Source organism: Sporosarcina sp. AD_1, from assembly GCF_057373025.1.
The window spans coordinates 1-17,464 of the sequence record NZ_JBPVIR010000005.1; the positions used below are offsets into that span (position 1 = coordinate 1).

The following is a 17,464-nucleotide window of genomic DNA, read 5'->3' on the forward strand; positions in this document are numbered from 1 at the left end:
GCTCGAATACGTCTGCGAACCACTCGTATATCCAGTTGAACGCTCGAATACGCCCGCGAACCACTCGTATATCCGGTTGAGCGCTCGAAAACGTCCCGATAGGTAATTAAATTTATAAGATGACTCCGTATTAGCAACGGAGTCATCTTTTAATTAGAATACACAATAAATAGTTGTGCTTGGTTAGTCCTATAGATTGGCAGGGAAAACAGGCAGTTTGTAAGAAAAATTAAAAGAAATAAGATGTCCGTCCTTCATTGCTAACTTGACGGACGAACATCTCTTCTCACATATATTTTCCGAGCTCACTCATCCAACTAACTTATATCTCCAGTTCCATCCCCTCTTCTGCCACATGGAACCCGTTCGCTTCCATGAAACGTCTTGCCTCACTTTCTGGATCCAGGACAGGATTGCTATGGTTGAAATGGGTGAAGTAAATATCCGTCTCCCTAGCAATCTCTTGCAGCCGCGCGATCGAGTCGGTGATGAACGGGTGTGGAATATCGCGCAGATCCCGGTCGATCCGACCGCTGTCTGTGAGATCATCGGCGCTGAAGAACGTCGCATCCAGCAGGCAGATATCCGCTTTTTGGCAAGCATCTGCTACGTCTTGCCCCCACTCGTCCCAGCTGTCGATATCCGGTATGTATAAAACCTTTTTCTTCGGTCCCTGTATCCAGAAACCGAACGTCTCGGAAAATTCGTTACGGTGCGGAACGTCGACAGGTGTCACAGTGACATCTTCCGCCAGACGGACCGGTTTCCCGTCTTTGATCTCTCGTAGATGTATGTTGCCCAAGTCCGTCAGCTGCAGCCAAGGAGCATTCGTCTCAAGCATTTGTTTTATCATACTGCCGGCATAGACGGACACGTCCGACGTGCTCATCGCCTCCTTGCCGAGATACATCAGTCCTGGATAGTGGCCAATATGGGCATGCGTCAGCAGGATGCTGTCCATCACGCTCCCTTCCAGCCCGAACTTGCGTTGCAATAAGATGAGCTGCTCCTTGAAATCGGGTGAGGCATCGATCAAATGCCATTGCCGGTTCTCAGGAAGAATTACCGCAAGCGATGCAGCTCTCCGCTTCCACGCCGGATCCTCTATCGCCCGCGTGCAGTTCGTACAATAACAATTTGGCTGCGGCACACCCGCATCCTGCGCCGTGCCGAGCACTTGAAGTATCACTTTGCCCATGCCGGTACCTCCTCTTTCTCTTCTGGTTGAATCATTGCCGGTTCTGTGCTATACATCTTCTTCTTAATCGTGAAACCGGTGAAGCCGAATACGAGGTTCAGAAGTGGCACAAGAAATACAAAAAACGCATACGGAATAAATTGCCCTGGGCTGATGCCGAACATGCCGGCCGCAAATACGGCGGGCACACTCCACGGCACTAGGTTGATGCCGACCGTCCCGGCCGCTTCCACGCAACGCGATAGATTGACTGTATCGACACCCATCTCTTTATACTTCGGAACGAACGTCCGCGACGGGAGGACAATCGCAAGAAACTGCGCGCCGCTCGCGAACGCAACGACAAAGGTCGAAAAGATAGTCGAGGCGATAAGACTGCCTGCTGACTTGACACTCGCCATCATCTTACGGGTAAGCACTTCGAATGATCCTGATTCCTCGAGGATCCCGCCGAGCGCTGTCGCGATTACAAGCAGCGCGACCGTGTTCAGCATTGACGTCATACCGCCGCGGTTCAAAAGTGAATCGACCGCCGGAACTCCTGTATCAGCAGTGAAACCGCTCGTCATGGCCTGAATCACTGTACTCACCGGCATGCCCTGGACAAAAACCGCTACAACAGCTGCCAGCAAGCCGACACCGGCAAGCGCCGGAACTGCAGGTATCCGTTTCAACATCAGGACGATCGTCAGCACAGGCAACAGTAAAAGCAGCGGATGAATGACAAATTGATCAGCCAGGCCCGCCTGAATCGAGCGAATCGACTCGGCATCCGCTGTGCCTGCACTTGCGAACGATTGGCCGACAATCGCATACAACACGATCGACAGCGCGAACGCCGGCAACGTATCCCATAACATGTGACGGATATGCGAGAATAGATCAGTCTCCGCTATCGCCGGGGCAATATTCGTTGTATCGGAAAGGGGGGACAATTTATCTCCGAAATACGCTCCTGAAATAACTGCCCCGCCGACAAGTCCAGCCGGAAACCCAAGACCGTCGCCAATCGCCATAAACGCAAGGCCGACCGTTGCGATAGATGTAAACGAACTCCCAAGCGTAATCGACACAATGCCGGTCACGAGCGCCACAATCGGCACGAACACAGACGGATGGATCAGTGTCAAACCATAATAGATAATTGCGGGAATGACACCGCTCGCCATCCAAGAGCCGACAATCAGCCCGATCAAAAGGAGAATAAACACCGCAGGCAGCGTCCGGCCCACTCCGCGCACCATCATCTCCTGCACGTCTATCCATTTAAACCCGGCCATGGCTGCTACAAGAGCCGCAGCCAACACACCGATCACGAGCGGCATCAGCATTCCTGCTTTCCATACGAATACTGACAATGACGCAGCACCCACCAGTACGACAACTGGCAATGCCGCAAGCCACACAGGCATCTCCCTCTTCATATCCTCATCTCCTCTAATCTATTTGAAATAAACAAAAAAGCCCCCATCCCTCTCATACGAAAGGGACGGAAGCTCCGCGGTACCACCCAAATTAGCAGAATTCACCTGCTCACTCAATCCAGATAACGGCTGGCTGCCGGACACACAGTCTGCTCCCTGCCTGTAATTCACCCATACCTCCCGCTTGGTTCGCACCAACCACCAAGTCTCTGATTCCCAGGAACGCACGGCTACTTCGGACAGCTCATCACATTTTTTCTAATAATAGAGCGACAAGTTGTATTTGTCAATCTAGATTTTTTATTCAAGCTATGATACGGATACAGAGAGTTACATGACACGCGATAGATATTACCAAAAAATATTGATATTTTTCAGAAAAAAGCGGATGGCCAATGTATATGGCTGTCCGCTTTTTCGTTTAACTTAAATTCTCCCGTTCCCCATCCAAATCAATCGCCTGTCCAATCAATACTTCTAACTCTTTGCAAACAGGGAGCAGACCTTGCTGAATCACTTCAGCGATTTGTTTATGATTGTTTTGGTCCACTGCAGTTTGCAACTTTTTCACTTCTAGTTCCATTTTATTCGCTTGCTTTTCGAATTCCTGCCAATTGGATGGACGCTCGTCGCTTTTCTCTATCAATTCCAGCATATCAATTAACCAAGAAGCTCCACCTAGCAATAAATCAAAGTTAGCCCATGTGTCAGATGTCGGACCGGTTTGAAACTCTTCCACAAGTACTTCAATTTCCGGCATGGCACGGCGCACATACTCTTCCGCAGACAATAAGACGTCGTTCATGAATTGCTTTTCGTTTTTTATTACAACCTCTAGCACTTTTATTTGGCCAAGGCGAGATTCCAAGTACTCTTCGTGTTCATCATATACTTCGATTCCATCCGCAATGAAATGGCTAAAATAAAATCCCTCTGTCAGTTCCTCATTAATTCGCATAATCACGTCTTCCACGGATGGTTTCTTCTTATAATCAATCTGCTGATCGCCAATTTGTAATTTCAATGTTGTTCCTCCAGTCGAATGCTTTCCTTGTTTATATCGGTATAGCTTGCCCGATTTCAACAGTCTTCAACTGGTGTTATATTAACTAAAATTATGGCTATGTTGTTCATCATACATATGACAGCTGACTGTCCTATTTTCATTTACTATAATATCCTTTGGACGAATTTTCGTGCACACCTCTTGACTAACAGGGCATCTCGGATGGAACGGACATCCTTGTGGCGGCGAAACAGGATTGGGAACGTCTCCTTTTAAAATGATCCGGTTTTTCTTCTGATCCGGATCCAATGAAGGGACGGCAGACATTAAAGCTCGTGTGTAGGGATAAAGTGGGCTGATTGTATTAGGTTTTTTCCCGATTAAGAAATGTTTAAAAGCTAATCATTTTTGCAATGATTAGCTTCATAATATAATTTCTTCTAAAGTTGCCAATCAATCTCTAGTGTTAGCGAAAGGGCACAGCATAGACTAAACTAATCTGATTGACAATTAATTTGAGTATGGTGCCTTGCCCTTTCTTTGCGCTTGGCTTCTAAAAACTGGTCACCAGACTCCCCGCAAAGCGCCAAAGCAACTAACACAAAAGAAATATTAAACATATTCATCCACTCCATTTTTGATAAAAGATTTAGCACATTAGAAATAGCAACAGATAAAATCCCACTAATAAACGTGCTAATAATCCATCCATTGGTAGTCAAAAAAGTAGTAAGGGTTATAAAGGTGGGGAGATTTCGAATCGAACGAAAACCAGTTAATAACAAAATAAATTTAATACTATTATACCATAATCACAAAAATATTCAATCAGACTGGCAAATCAGTCTGATTGAATATTTTTAGCACCACTAACTATATAATCCTTACCATTATTAATTCATACCCAACTTAAAAATAACTATACCTGTTATTATCCCACTTATTACTCCAGCTAGGATACTTACAGTTAATGGGTTGGAAATGAAATCTTTAAATCCTCGGCTAAATTTTTTCTTATCATGCACAAGTTCTCGATAAGCCTTGGAGCCCTTCATACTTTCCACAATTGCAGGTTGATTTTTATGCCATTGTTGGTCAAGAAATTCCCTATCCTCGTCTGTCAATGTAAATTTGCTATATAAGTCAGGTCTGCTAGCTTGGTTGTCTATCTTGCCTCTGATTGCAGGGGATTTGGTGTAATACAGCATTATCGAGACAAAAGCCTCACCAACTTTTATCTCAACTTCTTTATCGGTATTATTACTGACTGTTACTAAAGAAAGGCCGTACCATTGAGGATCTAATGTTGTTGATATATTGCTAAGGCCTTTAGCAACCATAGAAACTCTAGGATGGTATGTCCCTCCAATTCTTCTTGAAACCCAGATAGCTTCCTGAGTATGGATAGAAACTGTAGAATGAGGTCTAATAATTAATTTCTTGTTATCATGCGATAAAACCGATTTGCCAGATAATATTTCCCAAGCGTGTGAGCTAGCAGTCAGGTTAATAGAACTAGCTTTAATATTATCTATTATTAAGGGATGTATGCTTAGTTTCTTCGCCCTTACCAATTCTCGCTTTATGTCATTGTTACTCAGCAGCATAGTAGGCCTCCATTTTTATGATACGATAAATAACAAAAAAGCTAAGTAGAGCAATTATACCATGACTCAACCTAAAATGATTGAAAATACATTCATTGTGAGATTAATAAATTTAATAAGTTTTAATACTAGTTTATCCAGTTTAATTATCCTATATAATCAATATTGTTTGGATTGTGGCATAATAAAGGAACATATATTCTTATTTTAGGAGGGAGCATATGGAGTCGATCGTTAATGAATTAGAAAACTTAATGTGCGGTAAGTTACTTGGGAAAGGACAAGTCAATTATCAAGAGGGTTCTGGTTCTGGTTCTGGTTCTGGTTTTTGTTTTCGATATCGTCATGATCTTACCAAAGTTGATTGGGCTGCTTTTTGTTATCAGAAATTAAAAGCCCATTTCCCCTCACTTTCTTATAATATAAGAAAGACTAAAGCCAGAAACAAAATTGGGAACACTGTATGTATTGTAGTAGAAGGAAAACCAAATGATCGATTGGGACAAATTATAGAGCAATGGTATGCAGACGGTAAAAAAGTTTTGCCCCTTCCGTATCTTGAAAAGTACTTAGATGCACTCGCACTGGCTTGGTGGTACCAAGACAGCGGACCTTTAAAAAGAAAAGAAAATGGCACTATAGAAAAGATCATTTTCTCCACCTACCAATGGTCAGAGGAAGAATTAGAAATACTGAAATATGTACTAAACCTTAAACATGCCTTGCTCTTTTCAGTTGATGGCCAGAAAAGGTTAATTCTCTATGATCAATTCCAAAACAATTACTTTCTTAGCTTGGTTCATCCTTATATGCACTTCTCTCAAATCCATAAAATGAATGTAGTTTCGGTTTTAACGCCAATTGCAAAACGAACTAGCATCCGTTTAGATAAATCTATTCCTATTACATCACCTACAGTAGAAATTAATAAAATGATTTCTGATTTCGTCCCTACCCTGCAAGTGACTGAAGATACGTTTCGACGCTTAAACTACAAGAGAAGAGAGCAGAATGAGACGTCTTCTTATCAAATACAGCTCAGTGAAAAGAATCGGTGTGTATTAGGAGCTATTCAGGCTAGTACTGGTCTCACAATTAGTGAAATTGTTCAGGAATGCTTTCATCAGCATAATTGTCAAATTCCCCGCCCACTCTGTTCATTAACCGATTTATCTACAACCCAACAAAATATTATGTTAGGTTCTATTTTAGGGGACGGTATGCTCACACACTATCCTACAAAACATATGGGCATCCGAAGTTCTTATTATGAACACTTTTCTTCGGAGCAGTATGACTACCGAGAGTGGAAGTTAATGAAGCTAGTCCTTACTTGAAATTCACAATGGGTGGAACTGTTCTTACGTCTAAAACCGATACTTTGTGGAGCGAGCTGCAGTCCTTATTTTACATGAGTGGGATTGAGAACAATAAAAGAATAAAAAGATTGCTAATCAACTTACTTAACAAAATGAATGATCTCCATAGCTTGACAACTCTATATTTGGATGATGGCTCCCTAATGATCAGCTATCGAATCAATCACCGCTCGAAAACCATTTACTTAATTCCACACATAGCCCTTTATTTACAGAACTTCACGGAGAAAGAACTACTACGGATACAGGAATATATTCACAAATTGACATCCATCTCTTTTTCCCTTTCAAAAAGACCTGATGGAAATGGTTTTTACCTGCGTACTTACCAAACTACAGATACATTACAATTTCTTGAAATACTACAACCAATAGCAGAAACATGTCCGTCAATGAGCTATAAAGCGAATTGGAGCTATCGTCACATTATTGAAAAACAAAAGTGGAACAAGAAACACCCAGACTATCAGTTGCGAATCAGTTCAAATGAACGCATGCGACCGTATACAACAGAGGAAGGTTTCTACGATAATAACAATGAAAAGAGATAAGAGAACGGACCGTGAGATTGCCGATAAGCTCATGCACAGTTATTGGTCCATTGTCTACAAGGCTGCTCAATTACGCAAGAGTGGGCAATTATGATTCATAAAAAAGAGACTTCACGAGGAAGTCTCTTTTTGTTAGCCAAGGGTTCGATTAACGAAGAAGTTGAAGAACGCCTTGTGGTTGTTGGTTTGCTTGCGACTTGTCCCGTCATTTCTAAACGAGGTCAGACTATATCTTCACCCTCATGACAAGGGGCTGGGCACTTCGAATGTTACGTCACGTAACACCCTACGGATTTCATCATCATAGCAGTTTGCCGTAGACGGTATATCCTAGTCGTTGAACGTTCCCCACGGTTTCCCGACAGGGGCTTCGCTGCTGATTGTCCAATCTCTTCGTTTTTCAGGCCTTCGCGTTTACCGTTTCCAGTTGCGCTGTGACAGAAGAGCTCTCAGGAGGTTCCAGCAATTCACCCAGTGATGATCTCAACCGTTACCAGTTAAGACGCCCTTGAATCAATTACCGTAGAAGTTGTAAAACTCCTTGGGGCATTTGATTCGATTGAGCCAACATTGCTTGTGCTGCTTGAGTCAAGATGTTGTTCTTTGTGAACTCCATCATTTCTTTCGCCATATCAACGTCACGGATACGTGACTCAGCAGCTGTCAAGTTTTCGGAAGAAGTTCCGAGGTTGTTGATTGTGTGCTCTAGGCGATTTTGCATAGCACCTAGTTTTGAACGCTCAGCAGAAACTGTGTCAATTGCTGTTTGGATTGAAGTAATCGCTTTATTAGCGGAAGTTTGGTCAGAGATATTGATTCCTCCAACTTTTACAGTATCACCATCTGCCAGTTTAGATGCAACAGTTAAGACTACTTTCCCATCAGCATCTTTATAGTCAGTACCAGTTGCATCAGTAGTTGCCACTACTTTTCCATTTGCACCAATTAAATCAGTACCTTTTACAGTGAATTCACCTGCTTCTAGAGTAGAAGTAGTTACACCAATCTCAGTTTTTCCAGAAACAGTACCATCAGCAGCAATTGAGATTTTTGCTCCATCAGAAACAGCAGCATCTAATACTAAATCTTCAGTAGTTTGCGTACCTGCTCCTGCACCACCATCTGTTCCTAAACCAGTAAAGTTTGTACCATCAGTCGATTTTGCAACCACATTTCCAGATGCATCGATCAAATCAAAGTTTGTACCACCTGTATTTTTTACAGTGTAATCTCCAGCAATAATTGAGTTATCTGTTTTAGTAGCTCCGGATTGATCCGCCGCAGTATACGTACCAGTTACAGCAGCAGATGCTTTAGCATCACCGACAACACCTAGTTTTGTAGCACGCATATCATTTACTTCCAAAGAAATGCTTTGATCGGAGTTAGCACCGATATGGAAAGTACCTTTGAAAGATCCATCTAATAGTGTTTGAGTGTTGAACTCAGTGTTGTTCCCAATGCGTGAAAGTTCTTCAGCCAGTTGGTCCACTTCTTTTTGCAGTTCAGTACGGTCTGTTCCTGTATTTGTATCATTCCCAGATTGAACAGCAAGCTCACGCATACGTTGAAGGATTGCATGTGTTTCATTCAATGCACCTTCAGCAGTCTGAATCAAAGAAATACCGTCTTGAGCGTTTTTAGACGCCATATCCAAACCACGGATTTGACCACGCATTTTTTCAGAGATTGCTAGACCCGCAGCGTCGTCTCCAGCACGGTTGATTTTAAGACCTGAAGATAGTTTTTCTAGGTTTTTAGATGCTTGAGTGTTGTTTGCACCTAGTTGGCGGTGTGTGTTAAGTGCCGCGATATTGTGGTTAATTCTCATTAGAATTTCCTCCTTGAGTGTGTTTGGTTCACGTCCTTGTGAACCCTATTATTATATATGCTCGCGGAGTAAGAGCCGGCCGAACTCGTTACTGCCGCTTACAATTCTATTATCGGATGAGTGTGCTAGTAGTTTAGCGATTTTCCAAAGAAATTTTGTTTTTTAGAGATAAACATTATTGGTTGTTAGCGTTAACTGTTATTAATTAGTTTGGTGAACAGATCCTTAACCAATGTAATTGCCTCTGTATTTGTTTCTGAAATGGATTGGACAAGTTCCCCTCTTAGTATGTCGATATTCTTTGGTGCTTCAATTCCTATTCGTATCGTATCGCCTTTCACTTCAATGATTCTGATTTCAATTTCGTCACCGATTTTGATTGTTTCATTTGCTTTACGAGAGAGGACTAACATGTCAGTTTGCTCCTTTCTCTGAAAGACTGCCGATTGGATAGCGGAGATTGAAACGGTTATCATTGAGGATCATTTGTTTTGCTTTTCGATTATGGATTTGAAAAATAAGTGGTGCTTGCAGATTGATTGTTGATGCAGAAAAAGGTTGTCTTACTGACAAAACGCCCAGAACAAAAATATCCTCTTCCTTTTTGATCTCAAGCAATTCTATAGTTGGTTCATCGATATCGAATGTGTAATCGACTGCCCATGTATATGGATTGGCTACAATGAATGCTATTTTAGCTGTTTTGGTTGATTGCAAAACTTGAAATACTTGATTCCCTTCTATTGGCAACAGAATAAATTCTCTTTCTTCCTCAAAACCAGGAAGGCCCTTTGGAAAAGACCAGATTTGATCAGGTGTTAAGTTAATTTCTCCGTGGAATTTTGTGTTGATCAACATGTAAGATCGCTCCTTTAACTGGTAATTGCAATGATGGGCTATTCGTTTGGCTTGTAAAAATCATTGCATCTTACGGACTCTTTCAAACAGAATAGCATTCAAATAAATTTCATGCATAAAAAAAGAACGTATAACACGTTCCATTTCTAGCTCGTAGTAGTAAAACTTATACTTTCCAATCTATCTCAATGGATGGATACTGCTCCATTACACCTGTCACTTTTCCTTGCGTATAGTTATGAATTGGTTTATTGACTTGCACGTTATGAATAGGCTTTTGTGGAGTAGCGTTGATGTCTAATGTCCCAGGTGTAATACTCATCTGTACTTTTAGACGGTCTCCAACAAAACGTATGCCAAGAGGAGCAATTTCTCGTAGCGTATCCTGTTTAATCAAATCGACAAGCGCGTTTCCCCCATCTTCAATTCGCATCAGCTGCTGGCCTTCCTCTGCTCGGCGTCCTACGCCTTCCATCGCTTGTTGCATTCCGTACTGGGCATTTTCATCCCCTCGGCGTACCGGGCTTTTCAAGTCAATATCAGCTCGGTTCTCTGTTGTATCTACAAAAAGTTGTGATGCGGACGTCGACATTTCCAATATCGCAGCGGGTTGCTCAATCTGCTGAGTCGCTTTCGGTTGTTCGATTTCCTGAACAGGCTTATCTATTTGAAGTCCGAGAACGCCACGGGTTGTTTGTATTTGGAGCTGTGGGATGTTCATAAAATCACCTGGTTCCTAATTATAAATAAGAGTGCCGGATTCAAGCTTCATTATATATTACAAATGAAGTGACCGGCACGACATGTATTATCGAAGGAAATCCACTAAGGATGGTTGAATGATTCTGGCCCCCACAGAAAGAGCTGCCCGGTGAATGGATTCCTGTGTGATCATTTCTGTGATCGCCTTTTCATAATCAACATCTTCATTTTCAGATTTCTGTTTCTTTGCTGCCCCTTCTTGCATTTCAAGTCGATTATGCATTAATTCAGCTCGGTTGGTACGCGCTCCAATATCGGCACGGTGTGTGAGTACACCATCCATCAGGCTATCAATGTCTGTAATGGCTTTGCCAAAATCAACATTATCGTCGAAGGCTTCATCAATTTTCTTCGTTAATCCATCAAAGAGCTGATCGATTTCTTTGAACGTTTTCCCAGCAGTCGTATTCACCCGTAAGCTGACTCCATCAAAAACTTCAATTTCAATATCCTTTTCAAATGATGTAATTGCGCCTGCCGGATCCGTATCTGTGCTCAGTGCTGGGTATCCATTTTCACCATACAATGGAGTGTCCGTTTTTGTTCCACTAAAAAGATATTTGTCTCCGACTTTTGTATTCGCTAAGTCTTGCACTTGCGCACGAAGCTGCTCTAATTCTATTTTAAGCTTATCCCGGTCATCGGGCGTCATAGTACCAGTATTCGCCCCATTTGTGACAAGATACTTTGCTCTCTGAAGTACTGCTCCTACACCATCAAGGGCATCATCTGAGCTATCAAGCCAGTTATTTACCTCACCTAAATTGGTTTGGTATTGAGCTACCCGATCCACCTGCATGCGATAGCCCATACCTTTCATGACAACAATCGGGTTATCTGATGGTCTGTTCACTAATTTACCTGTATTAATTTGCTCTTGAAGCTTTCCCATTTTAGTATAGCTATTGGTCAAATTACGAAGCATATTACTGGAAAGCATAGATTGAGTTACACGCATTTAGTTGTTTCCCCTTTCTTATCTACCAACGACGCCCATACCATTGATGATTTTGTCTAGCGTTTCGTCGATGACAGTAATCATGCGGGCAGATGCATTGTATGCCTGTTGGAATCGAATCATATCGGTCATTTCTTCATCTAATGAGACCGAACTGATGGAATCCCGGCGATTGGACACTGCCCCTAATAAATTCACTGAAGTTGTTGTCATGTTGACCGCTTGTTTTCCATCTACCCCTAATTTTCCTATGACTCCTGAATAGTAGGATTGGATGTTGGCTCCTCCCAGACCAGTTAAGCCTATAAATTGAAGATCGGCTAATTTCTTTGCAATTTTACCGTTTCCAACTTCTGCTTCGGTTGAATCGGAAGCGGCCAGTCGATCGGGATTCTTCTTCAATTCATCAGACACTTTGATGTTCTCAGCAGTGAATGGTTGACCAGGTGTACTAGCATCAAAGAAATTGCCTCCCGGATTCCCTTTTAAATCCGTCCCTTGTGAATGAATGCTGTTCATTTCATTCGCGAAAGCCTCTGCCATCTTATTTAATTCGGCTAACATATCTGGATAGAGACCTTTTGTCTCTGTTCCCTCCATATAACCGAAGGAATCAATAGTTGAACGAAGTGAACCCGTTTTTTGCATATTATCGACCGTTAGGGTTGTATTGTCAGCAGGGCCTCCGGTGAATTTAAATCCTGTCATCGGTCCCGTCGGATTGCCTTCACTGTCCGCTCCATCCACGGACATCTTAGAGAATTCTTTTCCTTCAATTACTTTTATGGACGTACCGTTTGTCTTGATGCTGACTGTCACAGTACCTTCCGCAATCGGCAATGCACGTCCACCAGATTTCTCATAACTTACTTCAATCGGTACGTACGTTGCCAATTCGTCTAACAGCATGTCTCGTGCATCGTATAAATCATTGGGCATATAGCCATTCGGTTCAACTTGAGCAATCTGTTTATTCAGGTTAACAATTTGTTCCATGATAGAGTTGATGTCTGTTGTGGAGAATCCTATTTCCTTCCCAAGATTGGTCTGGATTTCACTTAGGGATTTATGCATGTAATTAAATGAATCCGCAACAGCTTCTCCACGTTCCACTACAACAGCACGCGCCCCGCCGTTTTCCGGATTGGCAGCCAGTGTCTGCAATGATTGCCAGAATTCACTCAACGACTTCTGCAAGCCATATTCAGACGGCTCTGCAAGCACATCTTCCATCTGCCCAATCGCCTTCGAACGAGATTCCCAATATCCTAGCTTATTCGATTCCTGTCGATACTGCTGATCCACAAACGAATCCCTGATCCGCTGTATCGATCCCGCTTCAACGCCCGTTCCAAGGAACCCAGGCATTGTTCCTGCATTCAGTCCTACACCCGGGAAGCCCGCAGTTGCCTGCATATTGACACGCTGACGAGAGTAACCCAGTGTGTTAGCGTTACTGATGTTGTGGCCGGTTGTATAGAGGGCGGACTGCTGGGTGTAGAGTCCGCGTTTGTTTGTTTCGAGTCCCATGAATGTGGAGCGCATGGTTGTGTGTCCTCCTTAGGCTTGAGAGTCGAAGGATGGTATGTCCTTCGTCTCTTTTTTGCCGTTGATTTCTGTTTTTGAGTAGGTGGCTGATTCGGGACGTGGGCGGACCATGTCCAGCGACAGATTCACGAATTGAAGAGATTGGTAGGTGAGTTTCTGGTTTAGGTCGTTTTGCCATTTCAATTCATGAATCGCGTGCAGGAGACGGTCCTTCGCCTCCAATAGACGGGTTTTGTCCGATTCGGGTGCCACTTCAATTAGTTGTGCGATGCTCGGATTTTGTGGCACGGGACGTCCTTGTCCGGCCATGTAGGCAGCTACTGCTTTTTGTCTGTCGCGGTCGACTTGGACGATGGCGGCAATATGTGCCTGCTCGTCTTTCAGCAGTTGATCAATGCCCATGATGTCCCCACTTTTGATGAGTGCGGTTTTGTCGTTCGCAATTCGGAGCAAGCTTTTATGAAGTTTTTCCAAGTTGTCGAGAATCGACAAGATCGTTTCGATGGACATACTGCTTCACCGCTTTCATTTCAGTTATTTTTTGAAGTACTTGATCAGATCGGCAGCGAGCATTTCTGGCTCCACTTTGTATTCTCCTGATTCGATCTGGGCTTTCAGCTGCTGAACCCGTTCGTTGCGCTTCGCTTCAAACGGAGTAATTTCAGACAGTTGCTTCGCCTTGGATGAAATTTCGATTTTATCCATTTTCGCTGTCGCCTGCTCTTTTACCTGGTCGGCTTTCACCTGATTTGCCCGGTACGGATTAACGGGCGGGATGTTGAATTTATTGATTTTCATGGACCTCGCTCCTTTCAAAAGTTGTATTACCATCTCCTATAGGCACCTTTTTTTGCTTCGAGATGGGTCGTACTATGTCTCTTGTACTTTATTTCGGTCGCAAATGGGAAACGTTTAGGGTCTTTGGAACGAAAAAGTAGAACGGTCCGGTAGTTATAGGCGTTGCCCCTTCAAATGCCCTAATTGTTGGAAAACCGGTTGTCCCAAATACGGACTACCGGTTTTTGCGTTTATCAGCTAGATATGTGGCGCGATCCGAAGTTTGGACTGCCTCTCGGAATTCTTGAGCTGCTTCAAATGTCCGAAGTTCATTTTTCAATTCTTCGGTGCACGTATCGCAAAGCTTCCCTTTCGTCGTCAGTTTACCGCAATTGTCGCACGGATAGCCAAGGTTCGGGAAAAGTGCTGGCTGCAGCCGGCCTTTGCGCACCCATTTATGCAAGAGTGATTCTGTGACACCAGTCGCCTCCACGATACGTTCAATTGTCGCCGCACGGTTCTCACGCTTCCGCAAAAAGCGGTACACTTCTTCGTACATTTTCTCTTCGTTCATCGCACATTTCGCACACACGTCCCGGACGCCAGTATAGTTGAAAAAATCCCCGCATCCCGGGCAGTTCCGTAATTCTGCCATGTCGTTCACTCCAGTCGTCAAGCTCGGATTAATGTCACTGCTTCCACTCGGGCAGCGCCAGCCTCTTTCAAAACAGCCGCCGCCTGTTTCAATGTCGTGCCGGTTGTGTAAATATCATCGACGATCCTATAGGTGATCGGTTCGATGACCACTTCTTCTTTTAGTTTGAATAAAGAATTCATCGCCAACCGCTCTTCCCTCGTCTTCTCCCCCATTACATCTGCGCTTGTCTTGTCGAGCAACTGAAAAAAGGGAATGGCAGCCCGCGCCAACAGTTCGTCCACATGCGCGAATGTCCGCTCCACTCTTCTTTCAGGATGCATCGGGATTGGTACAACGACCTTTTTCCCTTTTAGAACGGTGCGCAAGTCATCGGCAAAAACATCCGCGAGCGCAACATCCTGCAAAAACTTGTATTGATGAAAGAACTCCCGCATTGCTTCGTTATATTCATAAAGCGAATAGACACTATCAAGGATTTCTCCCTCTTCTATTATGTCGGCACGTTGGAATGATTTTGAACAGGCTTCACATAGATGTTGTTTTTTCTCAACGCCTAGCAACCCCTGCCAGGTCGGCCGCCTATCAATTAGCTGTTCACAAAGGAGGCATCTGTTCATTTGCCCGTACCTCTTTTATTCAGCATACCGATTTCCCGCTTTGCATCATCCATCGCATAGGTGATGCCGTTATGAAACAGCACGAAATCACCTGCAGGGAAGGTCACGGACCGGCCGACTCGTCCGCCGATTTGGATGAGGGCCCCTTTATCGAAAATCTTCTGTTCTGCCCCGACGACCGCCACTTGAACATTCGGTATCGTAATTCCCCGTTCCAGAATGGTGGTCGTTAAAAGTCCCGGCAGCTGTTCATTGCGAAGCGCCTGAACGTGCTCCTTCCGGTCGGGATGCGCTGCGTGGACAGAGCGAATACGGCTGTCTATCTTTTGGAATAAGGGTTCGGCTTTTTCCATGAGTCCAATATGATGGAAAAACACAAGGAATGGTTCCCGTTTTTTCAGCCTTGCCGTCACCCAGTCAGACAGTTTTTGGGGGAGTTTCCCTTTCTTCATCTGCTTCTCATAATTCCATAGGGAGTCATAGCGCGGTACGGGCAATGGATAACCGTGGTAGCGCCTGTTAATTGTTGAAATGGAACCTGTCTTCTTCATGGTGGAAAGCAGTTCGTCGGATGGGGTCGCGGTAACAAAGTGGACAGGTGCCTCGGGCTTGGCCGCTTTCCGCACGGCCTGGCGCAATGTATGATCTGCGGTGTAGGGGAATGCATCCGCCTCATCGACAAATACGGCATCGAACGCATGGCGGAACCGGTAAAGCTGGTGCGTTGTCGCCAAGACGAGCTGCGATGCTTCCGTCTTCTGCTCCGCGCCGCCGTAAAGTGCTTCAATCGATGTTTCCGGAAACGCTGCCTTCAGCCGTGGCTCCAGCTCCAGGATCACATCGACCCGTGGAGCCGCAAGACAAACCCGTTTCCCTGACAGCAGCAGCTGATGGATCGGTGGAAACAGGATTTCCGTCTTACCGGAACCGCACACGGCATGGATGAGATGTGGCCTTCCTTTTTCCGTACTGTCCGTCAACTCGTCGGCCGTCTTTTGCTGGTGCGGCGTCAATGTCCCTTGCCAGGCAAGCGTGTGTTTTGTTGGAAATAAAATCGGGTCCCAGCTCCAGACGATGAGTTCTGTACAGGACGAAACCCGCCCCATTTTCAAGCACTTCCGGCAATAAGTGCACGGTCCTTCGCATTTGGCACAGCGGAATGAAGTGAATTGAGCCGGATCATTATTCTCACAACGATTGCAGACATATCGCTTTTGATTCAATAAAGTATTAGTCGTTTGAATTCCCGGGATCATTTGAATGAATCCCTCCTGGATGTGGCGATCGATGATGTCTTGTGGAAATGGAGTATGCCTCCGTAGCCAAATACGGCCATCAAGGAAGTCCCTGACGGCCGCATGGAAAGGTTGACCCATGAACAGCTCACCTCTCTTGGATTATGATTTTCGTTTTACCCAGCCAAGCCCCATCGAGCCTTCTCCTAAATGGGTGCCGATGACAGGGCCGAAATGGCTGATGTTGAATGTTACTTCAGGAAGCCGTTCTGCAAGCTCATTGCGCCAAGCCTCCGCTTCTTCCAGCTGATTCGCATGAATGATGACCGCTTCAAGCGGCATCTTCGCTGCGTCTTCTGCCAGCAAGTCAGCAATTCGTTTCATCGCTTTTTTCCGCGTCCGTATCTTTTCGAATGGAACGATCACTTTATTCTCAAAATGCAAGATCGGCTTCACTTGCAATAGCCCGCCAATCAATGCCTGGGCGCCGGACAATCTGCCGCCTCTTTGCAAATGAGCTAGGTCATCGACCATGAAGTACGCACGGACGGTCTTTTTTATTTCCGCAAGCTCGTCCAGAATAGCCTTCGGATCTGAGCCTGCCTGAGCCATTTCAGCGGCTCTTAACACATAGAACCCTTGTACATAACAAGAAATTTCCGAGTCAAATGTATATACTTCAATGTCCTTGACCATTTCGCCAGCTTGGACGGCTCCCGCGTATGTACCACTGATGCCGCTCGATAGGTGAATGGAAATGACAGCGTCGTATTCTTTGCTGAGTTCTTCATACAATTCCACAAACCGGCCGACCGGCGGCTGGGATGTTTTCGGAAGTGGCCCGTTTCCGCGGACTTTTTCGTAAAAATCCCCTGCAGAAAGCTCAACTTCCTCGTCATATGCCTGCCCGTCGATCGTCACGGTGAGGGGAATGACATGGATATTGAATTCACTTATTTGGTCATGCGGCAAATAGGCTGTACTATCTGTCACGATGGCTGTTTTCATTTTAATCAACTCCTGTCTCCCATTCTACCTAAACTGAACGCTAATAG

At 44.5% G+C, this 17,464-nt stretch carries 19 protein-coding genes and 1 other annotated feature; of the genes, 2 read left to right on the forward strand and 17 right to left on the reverse strand.

From position 1 onward, the window contains the following. Positions 1 to 322: 322 nt before the first annotated feature. The 5 genes from ACSW3C_RS10665 to ACSW3C_RS10685 all read right to left on the reverse strand — a co-directional run bounded on the left by ACSW3C_RS10665 (position 323) and on the right by ACSW3C_RS10685 (position 5,235). Positions 323 to 1,198, reverse strand: coding sequence for an MBL fold metallo-hydrolase (locus ACSW3C_RS10665; RefSeq protein ID WP_486562562.1), 876 nt, complete (start codon positions 1,196 to 1,198; stop codon positions 323 to 325). Beyond that, complete coding sequence (nhaC, locus tag ACSW3C_RS10670) at positions 1,186 to 2,622, reverse strand: Na+/H+ antiporter NhaC (protein WP_486562563.1); 1,437 nt, start codon at positions 2,620 to 2,622, stop codon at positions 1,186 to 1,188. The genes ACSW3C_RS10665 and nhaC overlap by 13 nt, the downstream gene beginning before the upstream one ends. 58 nt (positions 2,623 to 2,680) lie before the next feature. Then, positions 2,681 to 2,879 (reverse strand) — a binding site (T-box leader). A 164-nt stretch (positions 2,880 to 3,043) separates the two neighbouring features. Continuing rightward, complete coding sequence (locus ACSW3C_RS10675) at positions 3,044 to 3,646, reverse strand: hypothetical protein (protein ID WP_486562564.1); 603 nt, start codon at positions 3,644 to 3,646, stop codon at positions 3,044 to 3,046. A gap of 81 nt (positions 3,647 to 3,727) precedes the next feature. After that, the gene (locus tag ACSW3C_RS10680) at positions 3,728 to 4,009 is read right to left on the reverse strand and encodes an oligopeptide/dipeptide ABC transporter ATP-binding protein (protein ID WP_486562882.1); all 282 of its coding nucleotides are present in this window, start codon (positions 4,007 to 4,009) and stop codon (positions 3,728 to 3,730) included. Between the two features lie 512 nt (positions 4,010 to 4,521). Further along, a complete protein-coding gene (locus tag ACSW3C_RS10685) occupies positions 4,522 to 5,235 on the reverse strand; it encodes a dCTP deaminase domain-containing protein (RefSeq protein WP_486562566.1) in 714 nt (237 codons plus the stop codon). 221 nt (positions 5,236 to 5,456) lie between these two features. On the opposite strand from ACSW3C_RS10685, the gene ACSW3C_RS10690 reads away from it, so the two are divergent. Further along, complete coding sequence (locus tag ACSW3C_RS10690; RefSeq protein ID WP_486562567.1) at positions 5,457 to 6,572, forward strand: hypothetical protein; 1,116 nt, start codon at positions 5,457 to 5,459, stop codon at positions 6,570 to 6,572. Positions 6,573 to 6,580: 8 nt separating this feature from the next. Beyond that, positions 6,581 to 7,165: a hypothetical protein gene (locus ACSW3C_RS10695; protein WP_486562883.1), complete on the forward strand. Its 585-nt coding sequence runs from the start codon at positions 6,581 to 6,583 to the stop codon at positions 7,163 to 7,165. Between the two features lie 517 nt (positions 7,166 to 7,682). On the opposite strand, the gene ACSW3C_RS10700 is transcribed toward ACSW3C_RS10695, so the two are convergent. The 12 genes from ACSW3C_RS10700 to ACSW3C_RS10755 all read right to left on the reverse strand — a co-directional run bounded on the left by ACSW3C_RS10700 (position 7,683) and on the right by ACSW3C_RS10755 (position 17,417). After that, positions 7,683 to 8,996 (reverse strand): flagellin N-terminal helical domain-containing protein, encoded by a 1,314-nt coding sequence (locus ACSW3C_RS10700; RefSeq protein ID WP_486562569.1) that lies wholly within the window; start codon positions 8,994 to 8,996, stop codon positions 7,683 to 7,685. A gap of 191 nt (positions 8,997 to 9,187) precedes the next feature. Beyond that, on the reverse strand, positions 9,188 to 9,409 hold the full coding sequence (gene csrA, locus ACSW3C_RS10705) for a carbon storage regulator CsrA (protein ID WP_486562571.1): 222 nt from the start codon (positions 9,407 to 9,409) through the stop codon (positions 9,188 to 9,190). 1 nt (position 9,410) lies between these two features. Further along, complete coding sequence (gene fliW / locus ACSW3C_RS10710) at positions 9,411 to 9,854, reverse strand: flagellar assembly protein FliW (RefSeq protein ID WP_486562572.1); 444 nt, start codon at positions 9,852 to 9,854, stop codon at positions 9,411 to 9,413. 166 nt (positions 9,855 to 10,020) lie between these two features. Continuing rightward, positions 10,021 to 10,575, reverse strand: a complete 555-nt coding sequence (locus ACSW3C_RS10715) for a DUF6470 family protein (protein WP_486562574.1) — start codon at positions 10,573 to 10,575, stop codon at positions 10,021 to 10,023. An 87-nt stretch (positions 10,576 to 10,662) separates the two neighbouring features. Continuing rightward, the gene (gene flgL / locus ACSW3C_RS10720) at positions 10,663 to 11,574 is read right to left on the reverse strand and encodes a flagellar hook-associated protein FlgL (RefSeq protein WP_486562575.1); all 912 of its coding nucleotides are present in this window, start codon (positions 11,572 to 11,574) and stop codon (positions 10,663 to 10,665) included. Positions 11,575 to 11,592: 18 nt separating this feature from the next. Then, positions 11,593 to 13,119: a flagellar hook-associated protein FlgK gene (gene flgK, locus ACSW3C_RS10725; RefSeq protein ID WP_486562576.1), complete on the reverse strand. Its 1,527-nt coding sequence runs from the start codon at positions 13,117 to 13,119 to the stop codon at positions 11,593 to 11,595. A gap of 15 nt (positions 13,120 to 13,134) precedes the next feature. Further along, positions 13,135 to 13,632: a flagellar protein FlgN gene (locus ACSW3C_RS10730; RefSeq protein ID WP_486562578.1), complete on the reverse strand. Its 498-nt coding sequence runs from the start codon at positions 13,630 to 13,632 to the stop codon at positions 13,135 to 13,137. Positions 13,633 to 13,656: 24 nt separating this feature from the next. Then, on the reverse strand, positions 13,657 to 13,920 hold the full coding sequence (gene flgM / locus ACSW3C_RS10735) for a flagellar biosynthesis anti-sigma factor FlgM (protein ID WP_486562579.1): 264 nt from the start codon (positions 13,918 to 13,920) through the stop codon (positions 13,657 to 13,659). A gap of 214 nt (positions 13,921 to 14,134) precedes the next feature. Continuing rightward, entirely contained in the window at positions 14,135 to 14,554 is a 420-nt protein-coding gene (locus tag ACSW3C_RS10740) for a TIGR03826 family flagellar region protein (protein WP_486562580.1), read from the reverse strand. Positions 14,555 to 14,571: 17 nt separating this feature from the next. Next, entirely contained in the window at positions 14,572 to 15,174 is a 603-nt protein-coding gene (locus tag ACSW3C_RS10745) for a ComF family protein (protein ID WP_486562581.1), read from the reverse strand. Further along, positions 15,171 to 16,550, reverse strand: a complete 1,380-nt coding sequence (locus ACSW3C_RS10750; RefSeq protein WP_486562582.1) for an ATP-dependent helicase ComFA — start codon at positions 16,548 to 16,550, stop codon at positions 15,171 to 15,173. The genes ACSW3C_RS10745 and ACSW3C_RS10750 overlap by 4 nt, the downstream gene beginning before the upstream one ends. A gap of 21 nt (positions 16,551 to 16,571) precedes the next feature. Beyond that, entirely contained in the window at positions 16,572 to 17,417 is an 846-nt protein-coding gene (locus tag ACSW3C_RS10755; RefSeq protein ID WP_486562583.1) for a DegV family protein, read from the reverse strand. Positions 17,418 to 17,464 lie beyond the last annotated feature (47 nt).